Origin of the sequence: Streptococcus constellatus (assembly GCF_902167705.1) — a bacterium.
Lineage (GTDB): Bacteria > Bacillota > Bacilli > Lactobacillales > Streptococcaceae > Streptococcus > Streptococcus constellatus_A.
The window spans coordinates 1-20,394 of the sequence record NZ_CABHMZ010000007.1; the positions used below are offsets into that span (position 1 = coordinate 1).

The following is a 20,394-nucleotide window of genomic DNA, read 5'->3' on the forward strand; positions in this document are numbered from 1 at the left end:
CCACGAAAATGTTTAGCTTACAGAACTGCTTATGAAGCTCTAGTGGATGAGTTAGAGTAAATGTTGCACTTATTCTTGCAATTTATCTATTGTAAAAACGGATTAAACATTTTTTCGTGAACAATGGTAGTTTGAGGACCATGTCCAGGGTAGACATCATAATTAGGTAAGGTCAGTAATTCTTTTTTGATGCCAGTAATGAGCTGCTCCAAGTTTCCAGTATAGAGGTCTGTACGACCGATTGTTTCACAGAACAAGGCATCACCTGTTAATACGAAGTGCTCGTTCGGAAAGATGATTGAAACGCCACCGATTGAATGTCCTGGTGTTGGTACGACATAAAAATAGAAATCATCTAGACTATAGGGACTATGATAGTCAAAAAAGACGTCGGCAGGTTGGAGAATGATGTTATCCATATCTTGATGGCGAGCTAATCCAGATAGATTATACTCCGGAGTGTAGAGCCAAGTTGCTTCGCTTTCAGCTACATAAACAGGAGGCTGGTGAAACTGCTGACGAACTAAATCAACACTCATAATATGATCGTAATGAGTATGGGTCAGCAAAACAGCTGTAATTGGTTTATTGATTTCTTGGATTTTTGCTGCAATTTTATCCCAGTCACTACCTGGATCAACTACGATAAGATGATGCTCATTTTCTAAATAATAAGTATTTTCGTATGCTTGAGAATTTAAAGTTTTATGAATCGTTATCATGAGAACTCCTTTCACTTCATAGTTTAGCAAAAAATATGGAAAATGACACAAAAGAAATATTGTATCAAGAGAAAAAATGAGACATCAAACGTGATACGAAATAGTTGGATTTATGGTATAATTTTTCTAGTATGACACAAGAAAAAAGAAAATATGCTGTGGTGGATTTAGAGGCGACGAGTGCCAGCAGCAACGCAAAGATTATTCAAGTCGGGATTGTGCTGATTGAAAATGGTCAGATTGTCAAAACTTATGAAACCGATGTGAATCCTCATGAAAAGTTAGATCCTCATATTCGCCAATTGACAGGATTGACAGATAAGCGATTGAGAAAGGCACCAGACTTTTCTCAAGTGGCTCGTGAGATTTATGAATTGATTGAAGATGCCATTTTTGTGGCGCATAATGTGAAATTTGATGCCAATCTACTGGCAGAAGCTCTCTTTTGGGAAGGATTTGAATTAGTGACTCCGAGGGTAGATACGGTAGAGCTTGCGCAAGTCTTTTTCCCAACATTTGAAAAATACAATCTAGGGATATTATGTGAACAGTTAGACATTCCTTTGAAACATGCGCATACAGCACTTGCGGATGCCTCAGCAACGGCTACATTATTTTTAAGAATACAAGAAAAAATTCAAAAACTTCCAAAAGAATTAGTGGAATATTTGTTAACTTTTTCGGATAGTTTGATTTATGAATCACGTTTGGCAATAGAAGATGCTTTTCATCAAATGTCGGACATACCTTGCCACGATTTGATGAAGTGGCAGGGAATTTTTCTTAGAAAAAGTAGAAAAAGTAAAAAAGCGAGAAAATTGTCCCAAAATTTTCAACATAATATTCATTTGCTGGATTTAGAAGAGCGAAAAGAACAAGATGAGTTTGCACATGATGTGGAACAGGCTTTGAAAGGTCAGCAACCAAGTTTTTTACAAGCTCAGACAGGTTTAGGCAAGACCTATGGTTACTTGCTTCCTGCTTTGGCACAAACGAGTAAGCAAATTCTGGTAACGGTTCCTACGAAAGTGTTGCAGGACCAGATTGTGGCAAATGAAGGACAAAAATTAGAAGAAATTTTTCATGCTTCTGTTCATAGCTTGAAAAGTCCTGCTAATTATTTAAAGCTTGACTTCTTTTATGACAGTTTGCAGCAGGTAGATGACAATCGTTTGGTCAATCGTTGCAAGATGTTGCTTTTAGTTTGGCTCACAGAAACAGAATCTGGTGATTTAGATGAAATTGGTCAACGGCATCGCTATCAGACCTATTTTCAACAGGTGCTTCATGATGGGAAATTAAGTAAAAAGTCCCTCTTTTGGGGTGCGGATTTTTGGCAAAAAGGTCAAGAAAAATCGAAACGCAGCCGTGTGTTAGTGACCAATCATGCTTATTTTTTGACGCGGCTAGAAGATGATAAATCTATGGTGGAGAATCGACTTTTGATTGTGGACGAGGCTCAAAAATTGTTTTTAGCTTTAGAAAATCTCTCTCGAAAATCGCTCAATATGACAAAATGCTTGCAGCAGATTCAATCAGAACTTGAAACAACAGATACCATTTTGAAACGTCGTTTATTAGAAGATATTCAATTTGAGCTAGCTCATGCGGTGGAACAATTCCAACACTATAAGAAAAATGAGTTAACAAAAGAAACCTGTTTCAAACTCCGACAAGATTTGTCAGAGTTAGCTCAAAGCTCTCTTGCTGACTTACACGCTATTTTTGCTACAAAATATGACCAGTTCTGGTTAAAAGAAGAGCAGTTTGATGACTATCGAGTGACGATGTTGGAAGCCGCTTGCCTAGAAGTGCTAGATTTTCGAGCCTTGCTGCCTGAAGAAGTGCAAGTCTTGTTCGTTTCAGCCACGCTTGAAATCAGTAAAAAAGTGCATTTAGCGCATTTACTTGGTTTTGAAAATGCACCATTTTATCAATTACCACAAAAGCAGAAACATCAGCAGAAAATATGGCTGGATAAGGATTTTCCAAACGTTGTAGACTTGGATGTGGATACTTATGCAGAATTGATTGTCAAATGGGTTCATAAGTTAGCTACTCAAGAAGTTCCACTTCTCGTTTTATTTACGTCGAAGGCGTTATTGTTAGCTGTTTCAGAACGCTTGCGCCTGCCTCATTTAGCACAGTACAAGAATGGTGAAGCGGCTAATATTAAACGACGCTTTGACAGAGGGGAAACGAGTATTTTACTAGGATCTGGTAGCTTTTGGGAGGGGACAGATTTTTCTAGTCAGAAGCAAATGATTGAAGTCATTACGCGGATCCCTTTTGACAATCCGAGTGATTTCTTTACGCAGAAGCTCAATCGCAAATTGCGACAAGAAGGTAAGAATCCTTTTTATGATTATAGCTTGCCTGTTGCGATTTTACGGATAAAACAGGCTTTGGGACGTACAATTCGACATCAAGAGCAGCAGTCAGCAGTCGTTATTTTAGACAATCGCATATTAACCAAACGTTACGGACGTCAAATTCAGACAGCTTTGGAAAAAATTGCTCCAATATCCGTCACCGGTATGAAAAAAATTCCAAAAGAAATTGAGCAATTTTTGAGGAAGGAAACGATGTAATTTTGCCCATTAGAAAACTCAGTTCAAAAGTGGACTGAGTTTTTTGTTAAAAATGGTAATTTTCTCCGCTGCTAGTTTTAAATTTTGTTATAATAGAAACACAAAGAAAGAAGGTTCGATATGTATCAAAAATATCTTCCAGGGATTGGCTTTGCTTTTGTACTAGCAGCAGTAGCTACTGTCTTGGGAAATTTCTTCCCCTTGATTGATTCTAGTGTTTTTGCCATTCTTTTGGGAATTTTAGCCAATAATCTTTTTCAGATAAAGAAGACTTATCATGCTGGTCTAGCTTATTCAGGTAAGAAATTGCTACAATATTCTATTATTTTGTTGGGCTTTAGCATGTCCATTGGCCGTGTCTCTGCTACGGGTATCTCCTCTTTGAAAATTAGTATTTTGACTATTTTGATTGCCTTTCTTTCAGCTTATGTGGTAGGACGTCTGTTAGGAATGGGCAAAATTTTAACCACTTTAATTGGATTTGGAACGGCTATTTGCGGTGGTTCTGCTATTGCAGCAGCTTCGCCGATTTTAGAAGCAAAAGATGAAGAGATTGCTTTATCTATTTCAACAATTTTCTTCTTTAATATTTTAGCAGTCTTTATTTTCCCTTTTTTGGGACATCTCATGCACATGAATGATGCAACGTTTGGAACTTGGGCAGGGACAGCTATCAATGATATGTCGTCTGTTGTAGCGGCAGGCTATACCTACAGCCAGTCTGCTGGAGATTTGGCAACGATTGTCAAACTAAGTCGTGCTTTAATGATTGTACCAGCTTGCCTCATCTTTGCAGGAGTTCGATATGTACGCTCACAAAGCAGTCATCAAAAAGTCGATTTAAAGAAAATTTTTCCGTGGTTTATTTTGTGGTTTGTCGTGGCGTCCATTGTTACTAGTGTTGGGATTTTTCCAAGTTCGCTCGTTCCTGTAACGAAGTTTTTGTCACAGTGGCTCATGGCAATGGCTCTTGCTGGAATTGGTGCGAGAGTATCCTTAGGGCAATTTAGAAAAGCGGGTGCAGCACCGCTTTTGACAGGAGCCTTTACTTGGTTTTCAGTTGCTGTGTCTAGCTTGATTATTCAATACTTTTTCTCATAAAAGCTTTTGATGTTTATTACGTACATTGGAGGAGATATGCCTTATCAAAAACGCTCGATTGATTCACGAGTGGATTATAGTTTAATATTACCGGTATTTTGTTTGCTTCTTATCGGCGTTGTAGCCATTTATATCGCTGTTAGTCATGATTATCCAAAAAACGTTTGGCCAATTGTAGGGCAGCAGATTGCTTGGATTGCTCTGGGAACAGTCATCAGTCTGGTTATCATGCTATTTAATACAAAATTTCTTTGGCAAATCACGCCATACTTATATGTGTTCGGATTGGCATTGATGGTGCTACCACTTATTTTTTATAGTTCAGAATTAGTTGCTTCGACAGGGGCGAAAAACTGGGTGACTATAGGACATGTCACCTTGTTTCAACCGTCTGAATTCATGAAAATTTCTTATATTCTCATGCTGTCGCGAGCCGTTGTTAATTTTTTACAGCGTTATAAAGATAGAGAGCGAACGGTTCAATTGGACTTCTTCCTGATTTTTGAACTAGCCCTTTATACCTTACCCGTTCTGATTTTGTTGGCATTGCAGAGTGACTTAGGGACAGCTTTAGTCTTTATCGCAATCTTTTCAGGAATTGTCCTTTTATCAGGTGTATCTTGGAAAATTATTGTACCAGTTGTTTTGACCGTTCTGGTTGTAGGTGGCGGCTTTTTACTCATCTTCATTTCAAAAGATGGGCGAGCTTTTTTGCACCAAATTGGGATGCCAACTTATCAGATCAACCGCATTTTGGCTTGGTTGAATCCGTTTGATTACGCTCAAACCACTACTTATCAACAGGCACAAGGTCAAATAGCAATTGGCAGCGGTGGTCTATTGGGGCAAGGGTTTAATGTATCCAATCTATTGGTTCCTGTGCGTGAAAGCGATATGATTTTTACGGTTATTGCAGAAGATTTTGGCTTTGTCGGCGCAACAGTTGTGATTGCCTTGTATCTGCTCTTGATTTATCGTATGCTAAAAATTACGCTGAAATCAAATAATCAGTTTTATACATATATTTCAACTGGTTTTATCATGATGTTGCTCTTTCATATTTTTGAAAATATCGGAGCAGTAACAGGGATTTTGCCTTTGACAGGGATTCCACTTCCATTCATCTCTCAAGGTGGATCATCCATTATTAGTAATTTAATCGGTGTAGGACTCTTGCTTTCTATGAGCTATCAAAATAATCTATCAGATGAAAAACGCTCACATTATCCTACAAGGCGTAAAAAAGTAGTATTAAAACAATTAAAATAAAGGAGAAGAAGTATGACAAAAGTAGCTGTTATGTTAGCCAATGGTTTTGAAGAAATTGAAGCATTGACGGTTGTGGATGTTCTGCGTCGTGCTGGCATTACTTGCGAGATGATTGGCTTTGAAGAGATTGTAACGGGTTCTCATGGTATTTCAGTTCAAGCAGATAAAGTTTGGGCTGGAAAGTTAGAGGATTATGACTTGGTGGTACTGCCAGGAGGAATGCCTGGGGCGACAAATTTGCGAGATGATGATCGTTTGATGTCAGCTCTACAAAAGATGCAAGAAGAAGGTAAGTGGATAGCAGCCATTTGCGCAGCACCGATTGCACTCAATCGTGCAGGTGTTTTAAAGGACAAACAGTTTACCTGCTATGACGGTATCGAATCAGATATTGACTCTGGTACTTATATCAAACAAACCGTCGTTGTTGACGAGAAAGTGATTACTAGCCGAGGGCCTGCAACTGCTTTAGCTTTTGCTTATGAGTTGGTTCATCAGTTAGGTGGAGATAGTGAGCGGCTTGCAACAGCGATGCTTTACAATGATGTTTATGGCGATTGATCTTCTGTGATACTAAAACTTATTTGGAATGATCCAAGTAAGTTTTTTTATGGGAATTCATATCTAAAATAAGCACTCCTATCCCTTTTTACCGCCATTTTTTACAAAAATATGTTATAATAAAGGGTATGGATTATCAAGATTATATTTGGGATTTAGGGGGGACTCTCCTCGATAATTACGAGACTTCAACGGCTGCCTTTGTAGAAACATTAGCTGATTTTGGAATTCAAGCTGCCCATGATGATGTTTATAAGGCGCTGAAGATTTCCACCCCCTATGCAATTGCTCAGTTTGCGCCCAACATCCCTGTATTTTTACAAACTTATAAAGCGAATGAAGCAAGAGAATTAGCACATCCTGTCTTATTTGAGGGAGCCTCGGAGTTGCTTAAGAAGATTATTGCACAAGGAGGGCGTAATTTTCTGATTTCTCATCGGAATGATCAGGTTTTAGAGATTCTTGAAAAAACAGAGATTTTGGCGGATTTTACGGAAGTGGTGACTTCTAGTAGTGGCTTTAAAAGAAAGCCAAATCCTGAGTCAATGCTTTACTTAAAAGATAAGTATCAGATTGAGAACGGTTTAGTTATTGGAGATCGCTCAATTGACACAGAAGCTGGTCAAGCGGCTGGTTTTGCCACCTATCTCTTTGATAATATGGAAAATCTCAAGCAATTTATAAAAATATAGAAAAGGAATCGTATGTCAGAAGAAAATAAAGAAATGCAAGCGCAGGATTATGATGCTAGTCAAATTCAGGTGCTAGAAGGTTTAGAAGCTGTCCGTATGCGTCCGGGAATGTATATTGGCTCAACTTCAAAAGAAGGACTTCACCACCTTGTTTGGGAAATCGTAGACAACTCAATTGATGAGGCACTAGCTGGTTTTGCTACACATATTCAAGTATTTATAGAAAAAGACAATTCGATTACAGTTGTTGATGACGGTCGTGGAATACCCGTGGATATTCAAGAAAAAACGGGTCGTCCTGCTGTGGAAACGGTCTTTACCATTCTTCATGCTGGAGGAAAGTTCGGCGGTGGCGGGTACAAGGTGTCTGGAGGATTGCATGGTGTCGGATCTTCCGTTGTTAATGCTCTTTCTACTCAGCTTGATGTTCGGGTTTACAAGAACGGTCAGATTCATTTTCAAGAATACCGTCGCGGGCATGTCGTAGCGGATTTAGAGATTATCGGTGAAACAGATCGAACAGGAACAACTGTTCATTTTACACCAGACCCAGAAATCTTCACAGAAACGGTTGAATTTGATTTTGAAAAATTAAATAAACGGGTGCAAGAACTAGCATTTTTGAATCGTGGTCTGCGGATTTCTATTACGGATAAACGCGAAGGTTTAGAACAAACAAAAGATTACCACTATGAAGGTGGGATTGCCAGCTACGTCCAATACATCAACGAAAATAAAGATGTTATCTTTGAAAATCCGATTTACACAGACGGGGAAATGGAAGATATTACTGTTGAAGTAGCTATGCAGTATACAACAGGCTATCATGAAACAGTTATGAGTTTTGCAAATAATATCCACACTCACGAGGGTGGAACTCATGAACAAGGATTCCGTACGGCACTCACACGTGTCATCAATGACTATGCTAAGAAGAACAAACTTTTAAAAGAAAATGAAGATAACCTGACTGGTGAAGATGTCCGTGAAGGACTGACAGCGGTCATTTCTGTCAAACACCCTAATCCTCAATTTGAAGGACAAACAAAGACAAAGTTGGGCAATAGCGAAGTTGTTAAAATAACCAATCGTCTCTTTAGCGAAGCTTTTTCAGATTTCCTTTTGGAAAATCCTGCGGTTGCTAAGAAAATCGTTGAAAAGGGAATTTTGGCGTCCAAAGCTCGGATTGCAGCGAAGCGTGCGCGTGAAGTGACTCGCAAGAAATCAGGTCTTGAAATTTCAAATCTACCTGGTAAATTGGCAGACTGCTCTTCTAACGATCCACATGAAACAGAATTGTTTATCGTGGAAGGAGATTCAGCAGGTGGTTCAGCCAAGTCTGGACGAAATCGGGAGTTTCAGGCTATCTTGCCAATTCGAGGTAAGATTTTAAATGTTGAAAAAGCCAGCATGGATAAAATTTTAGCAAATGAAGAAATTCGTAGCCTCTTTACTGCAATGGGAACGGGCTTTGGAGCGGATTTTGATGTGAGCAAGGCTCGCTACCAAAAATTAGTCATTATGACCGATGCTGACGTTGATGGAGCACATATCCGAACTCTTCTGTTGACGTTGATTTATCGTTATATGAAGCCTGTTTTAGAAGCAGGTTACGTCTATATTGCTCAACCGCCTATTTATGGTGTGAAAGTCGGCAGCGAAGTGAAAGAATATATCCAACCCGGAGCCAATCAAGAAGAGGAGCTACAGTTGGCATTGGAGCGTTATTCTGAAGGTCGTTCCAAACCAAGTATTCAGCGTTATAAAGGTTTAGGCGAAATGGATGACCACCAACTTTGGGAAACAACGATGAACCCAGAACACCGCTTAATGGCGCGTGTTTCAGTAGATGATGCAGCAGAAGCAGATAAGATTTTTGACATGCTGATGGGTGACCGTGTAGAACCCCGTCGTGAATTTATTGAAGAAAATGCCGTTTATAGTACATTAGACGTTTAAAAAAATCTGAAAAAATTCACATTTACCAGTAAAATTATGATATAATAATCATGATTATTTTCAAGTAATATTTTGAAGGAGTTTTACATGTCTAACGGACTAATCATACTAATTATAGTGATAGCAGTTCTCTTAATTGTTGCTTATATAGCTGCTGTCTTATTAAGAAAAAGAAATGATGCTTTACTTGCTAAGTTAGAAGATCGCAAAGAAGAACTTTATAATCTTCCTGTAAATGATGAAGTAGAAGCAGTTAAAAACATGCATTTGATCGGACAAAGTCAAGTGGCTTTTCGTGAATGGAATCAAAAATGGGTTGATCTTTCTTTGAATTCCTTTGCTGATATTGAAAACAACCTTTTTGAGACAGAAGGTTACAATAATTCATTTCGATTTTTAAAAGCAAAGCATGGCATTGATAAAATTGAGAGCCAAATTGACTTGATTGAAGAAGATATTACTGCTATCCGTAATGCACTTGCTGAATTAGAAAAGCAAGAGTCTAAAAATAGCGGTCGTGTCTTGCATGCTTTGGATTTATTTGAAAAGTTGCAAGTGTCAGTTGCGAATGATACAGAAAGTTATGGCTCGGCGCTTCCTGAGATTGAAAAGCAATTAGAAAAAATTCAATCTGAATTCTCTCAATTTGTAACCTTGAATTCATCAGGAGACCCTGTTGAAGCAGCAGAAATTTTGGATAAAACAGAGGATCACATCCTTGCTTTGACGCATATCGTTGAAAAAATTCCAACGCTTGTATTAGAATTAGTGGAAAAATTGCCAGAGCAATTAGAAGATTTGGAATCTGGTCATCGCAAATTACTGGAGTCAGGGTATCACTTCATTGAAACTGATATTGAATCTCGTTTCCAACAACTACATACTAGTTTGAAACGGAACAGTGAAAACATTGCCAGTTTGGAATTGGATAATGCGCAATATGAAAATACGCAAATCCAAGAAGAAATGGATGCTTTATATGACATGTTCAACCGTGAAATCAAGTCACATAAAGTGGTTGTCAAATTAGTCAATAGTTTACCAGGTTATTTGGGTCATACAAAAGAAAACAATCAAAATCTTTTGACAGAGATTGCCCGCCTTTCAAAATTATATCTATTAACGGAAAGCGATACGAATCATGTTCGTCGACTTCAAAGTGAACTTTCTAGTTTAGATGATGTTGTTTTAGAAGCGATTGAAGATTCTTCAGAAAGAAAACAAGCTTATTCTGTTCTTCAAGAAAATCTTGAAACTATTCAAAAACGAGTGAAAGAAATTGAAGATGAGCAGTTGGTACTGAGTGAAAAATTGGCTAAAATTGAAAAAGATGATGCCAATGCTCGACAAAAAGTTAATATTTATATCAATAAATTGCATACGATTAAGCGTTATATGGAAAAGCGCAATTTGCCGGGTATTCCACGGAGTTTTTTGACCACTTTCTTTACTGCAAGTGATAACACAGAAAGCTTAGTAGCAGAATTAGAACAGTATCGTGTCAATATTGAATCAGTAAATCGTATGTTGGAAATTTTGACCAATGATATGAATGAACTTGAAAATGAAACCTATCGAATTGTTGAAAATGCAACATTGACAGAACAATTATTGCAGTATTCAAATCGTTATCGTTCATTTGATGAAGGGGTACAAACTGCCTTCAACCGTGCATTAGAAATTTTTGAGAATGATTTTGATTATCAAGCTTCATTTGAAGAAATCTCACAAGCATTGGATGTAGTAGAACCCGGTGTAACCAATCGTTTTGTTACATCGTATGAAAAAACACGAGAAAATATCCGATTTTAAACTAAAACAATAAAGAAAGAGGCTGGGCAAAAAGTGTCCCAGCTTCTATCAGATTTAGTAATAAACGAATAACGCAGTAGGTGATTGGGCTCTTCATTCGCTGTTCAAGCTCGGAAGAGCACCTAATCACCCTTGCGGGGGGTGGGAATACGAACTAAAAATTTTCGATTTTTAGTTCTGTCCCACTCCCTTTTTGTTATGTTCCTTTCATCAATATCAATATTGTGATGTTCGGCGTGAAATTGGAGATGAAAGCAGACGGTCGTGCTCCCTAATGCAATTACTTGCAAACGGATATAATCTAGGAAGATGACCATATAAGACAACAAAAAATCCCAATCATAGACGATTGGGATTAGTGTCTTAAGAAGAGATTAATGAGTAAAAGCAACACAAACGCCTTCTGGGACAAAGAAATCATGTGATAATTCTGTTAATTTTCCTGTTTCTGGGTCACGTTTAAAGACCGTCGCATTGTCTGAATCCTGATGAACTGCAATAATGTACTGTTGATCTGGCGTGATATTAAAATCACGCGGATTTTTCCCGTTAGTTGGAACAATTTCTACGAGTTCAAGAGTTCCATCTTCTGCTACCTTGTAAACAGCGATTGAATTATGCCCGCGGTTAGATCCATAAAGAAAACGACCGTCAGCAGATAGGCGAATAGCAGCTGTTCCATTAAATTCTGAAAAATCTTCTGGTAAAGTGGAGATGATTTGCAGGCGTTCAAATTGACCATCACCATCATAAATTAACACTTCAATAGTGGAGTTTAATTCACAAATGAGATATGCAATTTTGTGGTGAGGGTGAAAAACGATATGACGTGGACCGGCACCAGCTGTCGCATGATAGGTTTCTAATCGATTTAGATGGCCATAATCACTAACTTCGTATGTCACAACTTCGTCAGTTCCTAAATCGCACGTAACCAGATACTTATCAGGTGTTAAATCTGCAAAGTGCACGTGAGCAGCCGCTTGATTTTCATGAGGACCATAGCCGATATGAACATCAGAATCAACTAATTTTAAACTGCCGTTTTCTTGTCGTCTATAAACCAAGACTTGTCCTTTATGATAGTTTGCTCCGTAAACAAGACTTCTTGCTTCATCTACACTTACATAGCATAGGGGAGCACCTTCTGCCACAACATGATTGAGCAATTGTCTGGCTTTATTAAAAGCTGCAATGCCTCCTTCACCGTGTTCAGCTCCAACGGAATACAGGTAATGCTGCTTATCAAAAGCTAAATAAGTAGGATTTGGCTCTTTTGCAACAAGTGTCAAATTTGCTAGTTCACCTGTGCTAGTATCAAAATCAGCCTTGTAAATTCCTTCAGAGCTACGACGTGTATAAGTTCCAAAATAAACTGTTTGAGTCATCATTCACCTCGAAAAATTTGATACTTTTATTATAACACAAAAAGAGATGAAATGGTTTTCACAAATGAAAGTGTCTTTTGGTTTTATGACTGAAAAAATAGATAAAAAATAGATTCGGGATAGAAAGGGAACAGATAACTTTGTTACAATAAAATAGATTTATAGAAGCAGAATAGAGCTTTCTAAATGATAAAGAAGTTCGTTGAAATGGCTGTGTTATAAAGTTTTTAAGCTATCAGAAGAGACTAAGGAACATTGTCTTAACTTCTAAAAAATGTTTAGATTTTTTGAAGAAAGTTTTGTATTATATCACGAAGTTCAATCTTTGTAAGTTCTCTATTTTGTTGTATAATAAAAGTAATCTTTACACGGATTATTAGTCGTTTTATATTTATATTTTTAAGGAGTAAAAAATGCATAAGATTTTAGTAGTAGAAGATGACACTACCATCAATCAAGTGATTTGTGAGTTTTTAAAAGAAAACCATTATGAAGTGACACCTGTGTTTGACGGTGCAGAAGCTTTGCATGCCTTTGAAGAAAAATCGTTTGACCTCATCATTTTGGATGTCATGTTACCTTCGATGAGCGGCCTGGATGTGTTAAAAGAAATCCGCAAAACATCGCAGGTGCCAATTATGATGTTAACTGCACTAGATGATGAATATACTCAATTGGTTAGTTTTAATCATTTGATTAGCGACTATGTTACCAAGCCATTTTCACCACTTATTTTGATGAAACGGATTGAAAATATTTTCCGTAGTACAGTAACAGAATCTGAAATTCTTGTTGGGGACTTGCGTGTATCAATTGATGATTGTACAGTTTATTGGCAAGAAGAAAAAATGTCTCCAACAAAGAAAGAATATGAAATTATCCAAGCTCTAGCTAAAAGAAAGAATCATTTGGTGACGCGAGATCAATTGATGAATACAATCTGGGGCTATAGTGAATTGGATAGTCGTGTTTTGGACAACCATGTGAAAAATATTCGGAAAAAAATTCCCGGAATTCCTCTTAAAACTATTACCGGTATGGGTTATCAACTTGGGGACGAAGAAGAGTGAGAATTGCTAAAAAGCATTTCCTTTTGACAGGAACGATTATTTTTATTGTCGTAACAACGGTTCTAGCAACACTTTATTTTGTGATGCCTGTTTATTATGAGCAAGTCAAGCATCGAGAGGCAAAAAGTGAGTTTCTTCAAATTGCTCAGCAGGTTCAAGGAAAGCCGTCAGATGACATAGGAAAGCTTTTGAGTGACTACAATCGAAAAAATACACGAGTTTGGTTTAGTGTATTAGATAAAAATGGGAAGCTCATTTATCCGAACATTGATCTAGCTAACGGAAGAGTAGAATTTCAGCTAACGATTTTGCCTTCGGACATGAGCTTGAATAACCAAACTAAAAGCATGAGTCGGACGATAAGAACAGCGGAAGGTACGGCATTGATCTTACGTGGGGAATATTCTCTTCAACCAATATCAGATGCTAATTATGTGCTGTTAAGTCTCTATCCCTATATTTTATTCTTTTCTTTAGCCTTAGGTGGTATGGCGGCTTTTCTTTACAGTCGATTTGCAACCAAACGCATTACAGATATTTCAGAGAGTACGCGCAAGATGGCAACTCTTTCTCCAGATGTAATTTGTCCTGTCAAAGGACGTGATGAAATTTCTAATCTCGCTCAAGATATTAACAGTCTTTATCAAAATCTTTTGACAAGCATTGAAGCTTTGCGGCTGGAAAATGAAAAAGTGGCTGAAAGCGAGCGTGAGAAAGCAGAGTTTCTTCGCATGACTTCTCATGAGCTGAAAACACCTATCACGAGCATGATGGGGATTGTTGATGGAATGATCTATGGAGTTGGCGACTTCAAGGATAAAGATAAATACCTCCAAAAATGCCGTGAAATTTTAGAAGAACAATCTAAACTTGTGCAATCCATTTTGGCAATTTCTAAGATTGAAATGCGAATAGAAGCTGAGGAAGAGGACTTTTCACTCAAGCAGCTTTTGGAGGAAAATTTAAGTACTTATAAGATGTTGGCTGATATGAAAGGCTACAGATTTACGGTGAGTTTAGCAGAATTTCAGGTTCATGGCAACAAGACTTATTTGCTAAAAGCGATTAAAAATTTATTGGACAATGCTTTTCATTATGCATTAGCTGGTGGGGAAATTCTTTTAACGATTCAAAATGGTCAGTTAATGATTGAAAATGATGCGGAACATGTATTGGATGAACAGCAAATCCAGCAAATCTTTCAACCATTTTACCGTCCAGATTACAGTCGCAATCGTAAAGACGGTGGAACAGGTCTGGGACTCTTTATTGTTCAACAAATTTTGGAGAAACACAACTTGCGTTATCGCTTCGAGTCAGTTGATGGTAAACGAATGCGTTTTACAATTTTTTTCTCAGATGAAGAAGGCTAAAAGTGGGAGTGGAACAGAACTAAATGAAATAAAAATTTAGTTCTTTTTCTTCTCGCAAAGTTGCTAACCGTTTTTTAGACTGTTGAGGTGGTGAATGAAGAAAACGAAGTTTTCGTTAAAAGTTCTCTTCCAGTCTTGAAAAGCGAACCGCCTTGCAAGCTCTATCCGCTACCAGCATTGATAGCTTTGGTTATCATGTCAGATAAGTGACTTGCTTCGCAAGCTCTATCCGCAACCACATGAGTAATCAGCTATTGCGTCGTTGGTTTATTACAATAGTATGCTTTGAGGTTGGGAATGTTTGTCCTAGCCTCGCTTTTTATATTTGACTCGGGCGCAAGGAGGAAATTCACAAAGGGTCACTCTTTCTTCAAGAAATTTTCAGTGAAAAATGCTACAATGAGATAAATAAAGAAAAGGATGTCTGTATGGAACATAAAAAGAAGGATTTTAGTCTATCATGGTTTTTTCGGTGGTTTTTAGACAATAAAGCAATCACCGTTTTTTTGGTAACATTATTGTTGGGATTGAATATTTTTGTATTAAGCAAAATTAGTTTCATTTTCATTCCTGTTCTAGAATTTATCGGGGTTATTATGCTACCGGTTATTTTAGCAGGGCTTTTGTATTATCTATTAAATCCGATTGTGGATTTTATGGAAAAGCATAAAATCAATCGCGTGGTCGCGATTACGACTGTTTTTATTTTGATTGCTTTGCTCTTGATTTGGGGATTGGCTGTGGCAATTCCAAGTTTGCAACATCAGATAGTTAGTTTTGCAAAGAATTTACCAGCTAATTTGCAAAAGTCGAATAAAATAATTCAGGATTTTTTGGAAAATCGAATTTCTGATGATGTCAAACCTCAATTAGAAGAGATTGTGAATAATTTTTCAGCTCAAGTGACGACTTGGGCAAGTAATTTTTCATCGAAAGCAGTGAATTGGGTAAGCACATTGATTAGTACGGCTTCGCAAGTGATTGTAGCCATTATCATCATGCCTTTTATCCTTTTTTACCTTTTGCGAGATGGGAAAAATTTGAAATCTTATTTGACAAAATTCATGCCAACTAAGTTTCGTGAGCCTGTTGGGCAAATTTTGACAGACGTCAATACACAGCTTGCTAACTATGTTCGTGGTCAAGTGACCGTTGCGATTATCGTAGCGATGATGTTTATCCTTTTCTTTAAGATAATCGGTCTTCGTTATGCAGTAACGCTTGGGGTGACGGCAGGGATTTTAAATTTGATTCCTTATTTGGGAAGTTTTTTGGCTATGTTGCCGGCTCTTGTTTTAGGTTTGATTGCTGGGCCAATTATGCTCTTGAAAGTCATCGTGGTCTTTATTGTAGAGCAAACTATTGAAGGAAGGTTTGTGTCACCATTGATTCTCGGTAGCCAATTGAATATCCACCCAATCAATGTCCTTTTTGTCCTTTTGACAGCGGGATCTATGTTTGGTATCTGGGGTGTTTTGCTGGGAATTCCCGTTTATGCATCTGCAAAAGTTGTAATTGCTGCTATTTTTAATTGGTATAAGAAAGTCAGCGGCTTGTATGAAGAAGAATTAGTAGATGAAACAGGAGAAGAAATTGAACAACAGTGAGAAAATGGTTGCTTCTTTGCAAAAGCAGGATTTGGCGCATGCCAATAAATATTTTGAAAGAACTCTAACAAATGATACAGAAGAAGAATTACTTGAATTAGCCGACTACTTAGAAAGTATCGGCTTTTTCCCTCAAGCGAAGCGAATTTATGAAAAATTGGCTCCTCACTATCCAGAAGCCTATATTAGTTTGGCGCAGATTGCTAGTGAAGATGGACAAGCGGAAGAGGCGTTTGCTTATCTGGAGGAAATTACTTCTGATAGTGATTGGTATGTGACAGCACTCTTGGTTAAAGCCGATCTTTACCAAATGGAAGGTTTACCAGATGTTGCAAGGGAAAAATTAGCTGAGGCAAAGCAATTGTCTGACGAGCCATTAGTGACTTTTGGTTTGGCTGAAATAGATTTTGAATTGGGAAATTTTAATCAAGCTATTAAAGAGTATGCTAGTTTAGACAATCGCATGATTTATGAGCAGACGGGTGTTTCTACTTATCAGCGGATTGGCGTTTCCTATGCAAGTTTGGGGAAATTTGAAGCAGCGATTGAGTTTTTAGAAAAGGCTTTAGAGATAGAATATGATGATGCTGTAGCCTTTGAATTAGCGACTATTTTGTATGACCAGAAAGAATATCAAAAAGCCAATCTATACTTTAAGCAAATTGATGCGATTTCGCCGGAATTTGAAGGTTATGAGTATGGTTATGCTTTGTCGCTTCATGCAGAACATCAGGCAGAAGAGGCATTGCGCCTTACGCAGCAGGGCTTGTCGAAAAATCCATTTGATATACGTCTTTTGCTGCTAGCTTCGCAGCTTTCTTATGAGTTGCACGATGAGCAAAAGGCAGAAGAATATTTGCTGCAAGCGCAAGAGAATGCTGAAGATGAAGAAGAAATCGTACTGCGTTTGACAAATCTTTATGTGCAGCAAGAGCGTTTTGAAGAAGTTCTGGACTTTGAAGAGCGAGATGTAGACAATGTTCTGACTAAATGGAATATTGCGCGTGCCTATCAGGCTTTGGAGCATACAACAGCAGCTCTGGAGCGCTATCGTCTCTTGCTCTCGGATTTAAAGGAAAATCCAGAATTTTTAGAGCAATATATCTATTTGCTTCGTGAAATGGGTGAATTTGAAGAAGCAAAACGTCAAGCAGAGCAGTATCTTCGCCTCGTTCCAGATGACGGTATCATGCAGGAATTGTATGATAGTTTGTAAAAAGAGTAACAAGCACAATCCTATAAGCCACATAGGAATTATGATATAATGATGAGCGTGATATTCAGGAAGGACGAAGAAAATGACTGAAAAATTTGGTGCAGATTTAATTGTGGATAGTTTAATCAATCACAAGGTGGATTATGTATTTGGGATTCCCGGTGCAAAGATTGACCGTGTATTTGATACCTTAGAGGACAAAGGTCCACAACTTATCGTTGCTCGTCATGAACAAAATGCTGCTTTTATGGCGCAAGGAATTGGGCGGATTACAGGGGAGCCGGGTGTCGTGATTGCAACGAGCGGGCCAGGCGCTTCAAACTTAGCAACGGGCTTGGTTACTGCGACCGCAGAGGGTGACCCAGTACTGGCTTTAGCTGGTCAGGTCAAACGCGCTGACCTGCTCAAACGCGCTCACCAGTCTATGGACAATGCTGCGCTGTTTAAGCCGATTACCAAGTATTCGGTCGAAGTGCAAGACGGAAATACTCTTTCAGAAATCATTGCCAATGCTTATCGTCATGCTAAGTCAGGAATGCCGGGGGCAAGTTTCATTTCCATTCCGCAGGATGTGGTGGATAGTCAGGTGCAAGTCAAAGCTATTAAACCGTTGACGGATCCGCAGTTGGGTTCTAGCTCGGTGGCTGACATCAACTACCTGGCGCAAGCGATTAAAAACGCTGTGTTGCCAGTTCTGCTCTTGGGGAATGGCGCTTCAAGTGCTAAAGTAACGGCTTCTATTCGTCAGTTGTTGGAGCAAGTACAGTTACCTGTTGTGGAAACTTTCCAAGGTGCTGGGATTGTTTCACGTGATTTGGAAGAAGCTACTTTCTTTGGGCGTGTCGGGCTGTTTCGCAATCAGCCGGGTGACATGCTCCTGAAAAAATCTGACCTAGTCATCGCTATCGGCTATGATCCGATTGAGTATGAAGCGCGCAATTGGAATGCGGAAATTTCTGCCCGCGTTATCGTGATTGATGTAGAACCAGCAGAGATTGATACTTACTTTCAACCGGAGCGTGAGCTGATTGGAGATATTGCAAATACTTTGGATTTATTGCTGCCCGCGATTAACGGCTATCAATTACCAGAAGGCTCACGGGAATATCTGCAAGTGCTGCGCGATAAAATGGATGGTGATGTGAAATTCGACCGTAGCCAAACCGAAAAAGGTCGCCTGCACCCGCTGGATATTGTCGAAGTCTTGCAGGAAAATACGACAGACGATATGACAGTTACTGTCGACGTGGGTACGCATTACATTTGGATGGCGCGTTATTTCAAGAGTTATGAACCACGGCACTTGCTCTTTTCAAACGGGATGCAAACGCTAGGTGTAGCATTGCCTTGGGCAATCTCAGCAGCCTTGGTTCGTCCCAACACAAAGATTATTTCTGTATCTGGCGACGGGGGCTTCCTCTTTTCAGCTCAGGAGTTAGAGACAGCGGTTCGCCTGCACTTGCCAATTGTTCATCTTATTTGGAACGATGGTCATTATAATATGGTGGAATTCCAAGAAGAAATGAAATACGGTCGTTCATCTGGAGTGGACTTCGGACCTGTTGATTTTGTCAAATATGCAGAGAGTTTTGGGGCAAAAGGATTCCGAGCGACATCTCCAGCAGAATTAACACAGCTGCTTCAAAAAGCCTTAAAGGAAAATGGACCGGTCATCATTGATGTGCCAGTTGATTACAAGGACAGCAGCACGCTGGGAGAAACCATTCTGCCAGATGAGTTTTATTAAAGAAGGAGTGGGAAAGAACTCGCAATTTTTAAAAGGGTTCCTTTTTCCACTGTTTTTCAAAGAAAGATAGTAAACATTATCTGGGAGGAGAAATGGCAGAGCTTGTAACATTATTTCATTACAATACTTTGGGAGCTTTGATGGCGGGGCTTTACAAGGGGACGATGACGATTGGAGAATTGCTTCAACATGGTGACTTAGGGATTGGCACTTTAGACTCCATTGACGGAGAGCTGATTGTGCTTGACGGCAAGGCCTATCAAGCTAAGGGGATAGGAGCAAGTCCTGAAGTGATAGAGGTTTCAATGGATATGACGGTTCCTTATGCTGCAGTGGCTTTCCACCGAGCAGAGGCACATTTTCGTCAGGACGTTGAGCTGACCGATGAAGCGTTGAAGAAGCGCATAGAGGCTAGCTATGTCGGGGAAAATCTTTTTCACTCTATCAAGATTCATGGTGAATTTAGCAACATGCACGTACGCATGGCTCCAAAATCCTCTTCGGGAAAGAAATTCGCAGAAATCGCAGCTCATCAACCTGAGTACCATGCAGAACACATTTCGGGAACAATCGTTGGCTTTTGGACGCCGGAGCTATTTCACGGTGTCAGCGTAGCCGGTTATCATCTTCATTTTCTATCTGATGACCACCAATTTGGCGGACATATCATGGATTTTGTCATGAAAAATGGAGAGGTTGAAATCGGAACGATTGCAGCATTGGAGCAGCATTTCCCTGTTCAAGATCAAGATTTTCTCTCTGCTAAATTGAATGTGGCGGAGCTAAAGGAAGATATTGAGAAATCGGAATAAAAAGGCGGTGGGGTAGGTTTAAGAGACCTACATACGCCTTAAATAGAATATAAAGAAGCTGGGACAAAAGTGCTCAGCTTCCTTTGTTTATATAGTCAGACTTATAAGACGCAGTGGTTGGTTGGATATCCTTATCCCTTGTTATACCGGTGATAGCGGCTATCCTAACCAACTGTGCGGAGGTGGGACGACGAAATCAAATTCTTCGAATGATTGATTTCTGTCCCACACTCTCTTTTTAGGTCTTTCGCCTCAGTCGACGGAGAGAATGAGAATTAGTTCAAGTTGTCGCCTTGGTCGACGACCTATCTAAGAACTGGTTCACTCCGTCCGAGGGTCAGACAGCCTGCCTAAGAACTGGTTCACTCCGTCCGAGGGTCGGACAGCCTGCCTGATAACTGGTTCACTCCGTCCGAGGGTCGGACAGCTTGCCTGAGAATTGGTTTGCTTCGTCCGAGGGTCGGACGTACGAAG

General features: G+C 39.1%; 15 protein-coding genes. 13 read left to right on the forward strand and 2 right to left on the reverse strand.

What is annotated here, in order from left to right:
- Positions 1–86: 86 nt before the first annotated feature.
- Positions 87–722 (reverse strand): MBL fold metallo-hydrolase, encoded by a 636-nt coding sequence (locus FQ204_RS01930; protein WP_144207909.1) that lies wholly within the window; start codon positions 720–722, stop codon positions 87–89.
- A 131-nt stretch (positions 723–853) separates the two neighbouring features.
- Between FQ204_RS01930 and FQ204_RS01935 the strand changes: the two genes are divergently transcribed.
- The 7 genes from FQ204_RS01935 (at position 854) to ezrA (ending at position 10,707) form a co-directional block, all read left to right on the forward strand.
- A complete protein-coding gene (locus FQ204_RS01935) occupies positions 854–3,313 on the forward strand; it encodes a bifunctional DnaQ family exonuclease/ATP-dependent helicase (RefSeq protein WP_144207912.1) in 2,460 nt (819 codons plus the stop codon).
- A gap of 120 nt (positions 3,314–3,433) precedes the next feature.
- Positions 3,434–4,414, forward strand: coding sequence for a YeiH family protein (locus tag FQ204_RS01940; RefSeq protein WP_144207915.1), 981 nt, complete (start codon positions 3,434–3,436; stop codon positions 4,412–4,414).
- Between the two features lie 36 nt (positions 4,415–4,450).
- Entirely contained in the window at positions 4,451–5,683 is a 1,233-nt protein-coding gene (locus FQ204_RS01945) for an FtsW/RodA/SpoVE family cell cycle protein (protein ID WP_144207918.1), read from the forward strand.
- 12 nt (positions 5,684–5,695) lie between these two features.
- Positions 5,696–6,244, forward strand: coding sequence for a DJ-1 family glyoxalase III (locus FQ204_RS01950; protein ID WP_144207921.1), 549 nt, complete (start codon positions 5,696–5,698; stop codon positions 6,242–6,244).
- Positions 6,245–6,372: 128 nt separating this feature from the next.
- A complete protein-coding gene (locus FQ204_RS01955; RefSeq protein ID WP_144207924.1) occupies positions 6,373–6,936 on the forward strand; it encodes an HAD-IA family hydrolase in 564 nt (187 codons plus the stop codon).
- A gap of 12 nt (positions 6,937–6,948) precedes the next feature.
- Complete coding sequence (gene gyrB, locus FQ204_RS01960; RefSeq protein WP_144207927.1) at positions 6,949–8,895, forward strand: DNA topoisomerase (ATP-hydrolyzing) subunit B; 1,947 nt, start codon at positions 6,949–6,951, stop codon at positions 8,893–8,895.
- Positions 8,896–8,982: 87 nt separating this feature from the next.
- Complete coding sequence (ezrA, locus tag FQ204_RS01965; RefSeq protein ID WP_144207931.1) at positions 8,983–10,707, forward strand: septation ring formation regulator EzrA; 1,725 nt, start codon at positions 8,983–8,985, stop codon at positions 10,705–10,707.
- A 374-nt stretch (positions 10,708–11,081) separates the two neighbouring features.
- Here the strand turns inward: ezrA and FQ204_RS01970 are convergent, their stop codons facing one another.
- Positions 11,082–12,095: a lactonase family protein gene (locus FQ204_RS01970; RefSeq protein WP_144207935.1), complete on the reverse strand. Its 1,014-nt coding sequence runs from the start codon at positions 12,093–12,095 to the stop codon at positions 11,082–11,084.
- A 413-nt stretch (positions 12,096–12,508) separates the two neighbouring features.
- Between FQ204_RS01970 and FQ204_RS01975 the strand changes: the two genes are divergently transcribed.
- The 6 genes from FQ204_RS01975 to budA all read left to right on the forward strand — a co-directional run bounded on the left by FQ204_RS01975 (position 12,509) and on the right by budA (position 19,920).
- The gene (locus FQ204_RS01975; protein WP_144207937.1) at positions 12,509–13,165 is read left to right on the forward strand and encodes a response regulator transcription factor; all 657 of its coding nucleotides are present in this window, start codon (positions 12,509–12,511) and stop codon (positions 13,163–13,165) included.
- Positions 13,162–14,538 (forward strand): sensor histidine kinase, encoded by a 1,377-nt coding sequence (locus tag FQ204_RS01980; protein WP_144207940.1) that lies wholly within the window; start codon positions 13,162–13,164, stop codon positions 14,536–14,538. Before FQ204_RS01975 ends, FQ204_RS01980 begins: the two co-directional genes overlap by 4 nt.
- 428 nt (positions 14,539–14,966) lie before the next feature.
- Positions 14,967–16,145 (forward strand): AI-2E family transporter, encoded by a 1,179-nt coding sequence (locus tag FQ204_RS01985; protein ID WP_144207943.1) that lies wholly within the window; start codon positions 14,967–14,969, stop codon positions 16,143–16,145.
- Positions 16,132–17,361: a tetratricopeptide repeat protein gene (locus tag FQ204_RS01990; protein WP_144208407.1), complete on the forward strand. Its 1,230-nt coding sequence runs from the start codon at positions 16,132–16,134 to the stop codon at positions 17,359–17,361. Before FQ204_RS01985 ends, FQ204_RS01990 begins: the two co-directional genes overlap by 14 nt.
- An 82-nt stretch (positions 17,362–17,443) precedes the next feature.
- A complete protein-coding gene (alsS, locus tag FQ204_RS01995) occupies positions 17,444–19,108 on the forward strand; it encodes an acetolactate synthase AlsS (RefSeq protein WP_144207946.1) in 1,665 nt (554 codons plus the stop codon).
- A 92-nt stretch (positions 19,109–19,200) separates the two neighbouring features.
- Positions 19,201–19,920, forward strand: a complete 720-nt coding sequence (gene budA, locus FQ204_RS02000; RefSeq protein WP_144207949.1) for an acetolactate decarboxylase — start codon at positions 19,201–19,203, stop codon at positions 19,918–19,920.
- Positions 19,921–20,394: the final 474 nt, after the last annotated feature.

Bases quoted from the DNA above. Each gene is read 5' to 3' on its own strand.
- FQ204_RS01930 (WP_144207909.1), bottom strand. From the start codon at position 722: ATGATAACGATTCATAAAACTTTAAATTCTCAAGCATACGAAAATACT.
- FQ204_RS01935 (WP_144207912.1), top strand. From the start codon at position 854: ATGACACAAGAAAAAAGAAAATATGCTGTGGTGGATTTAGAGGCGACG.
- FQ204_RS01940 (WP_144207915.1), top strand. From the start codon at position 3,434: ATGTATCAAAAATATCTTCCAGGGATTGGCTTTGCTTTTGTACTAGCA.
- FQ204_RS01945 (WP_144207918.1), top strand. From the start codon at position 4,451: ATGCCTTATCAAAAACGCTCGATTGATTCACGAGTGGATTATAGTTTA.
- FQ204_RS01950 (WP_144207921.1), top strand. From the start codon at position 5,696: ATGACAAAAGTAGCTGTTATGTTAGCCAATGGTTTTGAAGAAATTGAA.
- FQ204_RS01955 (WP_144207924.1), top strand. From the start codon at position 6,373: ATGGATTATCAAGATTATATTTGGGATTTAGGGGGGACTCTCCTCGAT.
- gyrB (WP_144207927.1), top strand. From the start codon at position 6,949: ATGTCAGAAGAAAATAAAGAAATGCAAGCGCAGGATTATGATGCTAGT.
- ezrA (WP_144207931.1), top strand. From the start codon at position 8,983: ATGTCTAACGGACTAATCATACTAATTATAGTGATAGCAGTTCTCTTA.
- FQ204_RS01970 (WP_144207935.1), bottom strand. From the start codon at position 12,095: ATGACTCAAACAGTTTATTTTGGAACTTATACACGTCGTAGCTCTGAA.
- FQ204_RS01975 (WP_144207937.1), top strand. From the start codon at position 12,509: ATGCATAAGATTTTAGTAGTAGAAGATGACACTACCATCAATCAAGTG.
- FQ204_RS01985 (WP_144207943.1), top strand. From the start codon at position 14,967: ATGGAACATAAAAAGAAGGATTTTAGTCTATCATGGTTTTTTCGGTGG.
- alsS (WP_144207946.1), top strand. From the start codon at position 17,444: ATGACTGAAAAATTTGGTGCAGATTTAATTGTGGATAGTTTAATCAAT.
- budA (WP_144207949.1), top strand. From the start codon at position 19,201: ATGGCAGAGCTTGTAACATTATTTCATTACAATACTTTGGGAGCTTTG.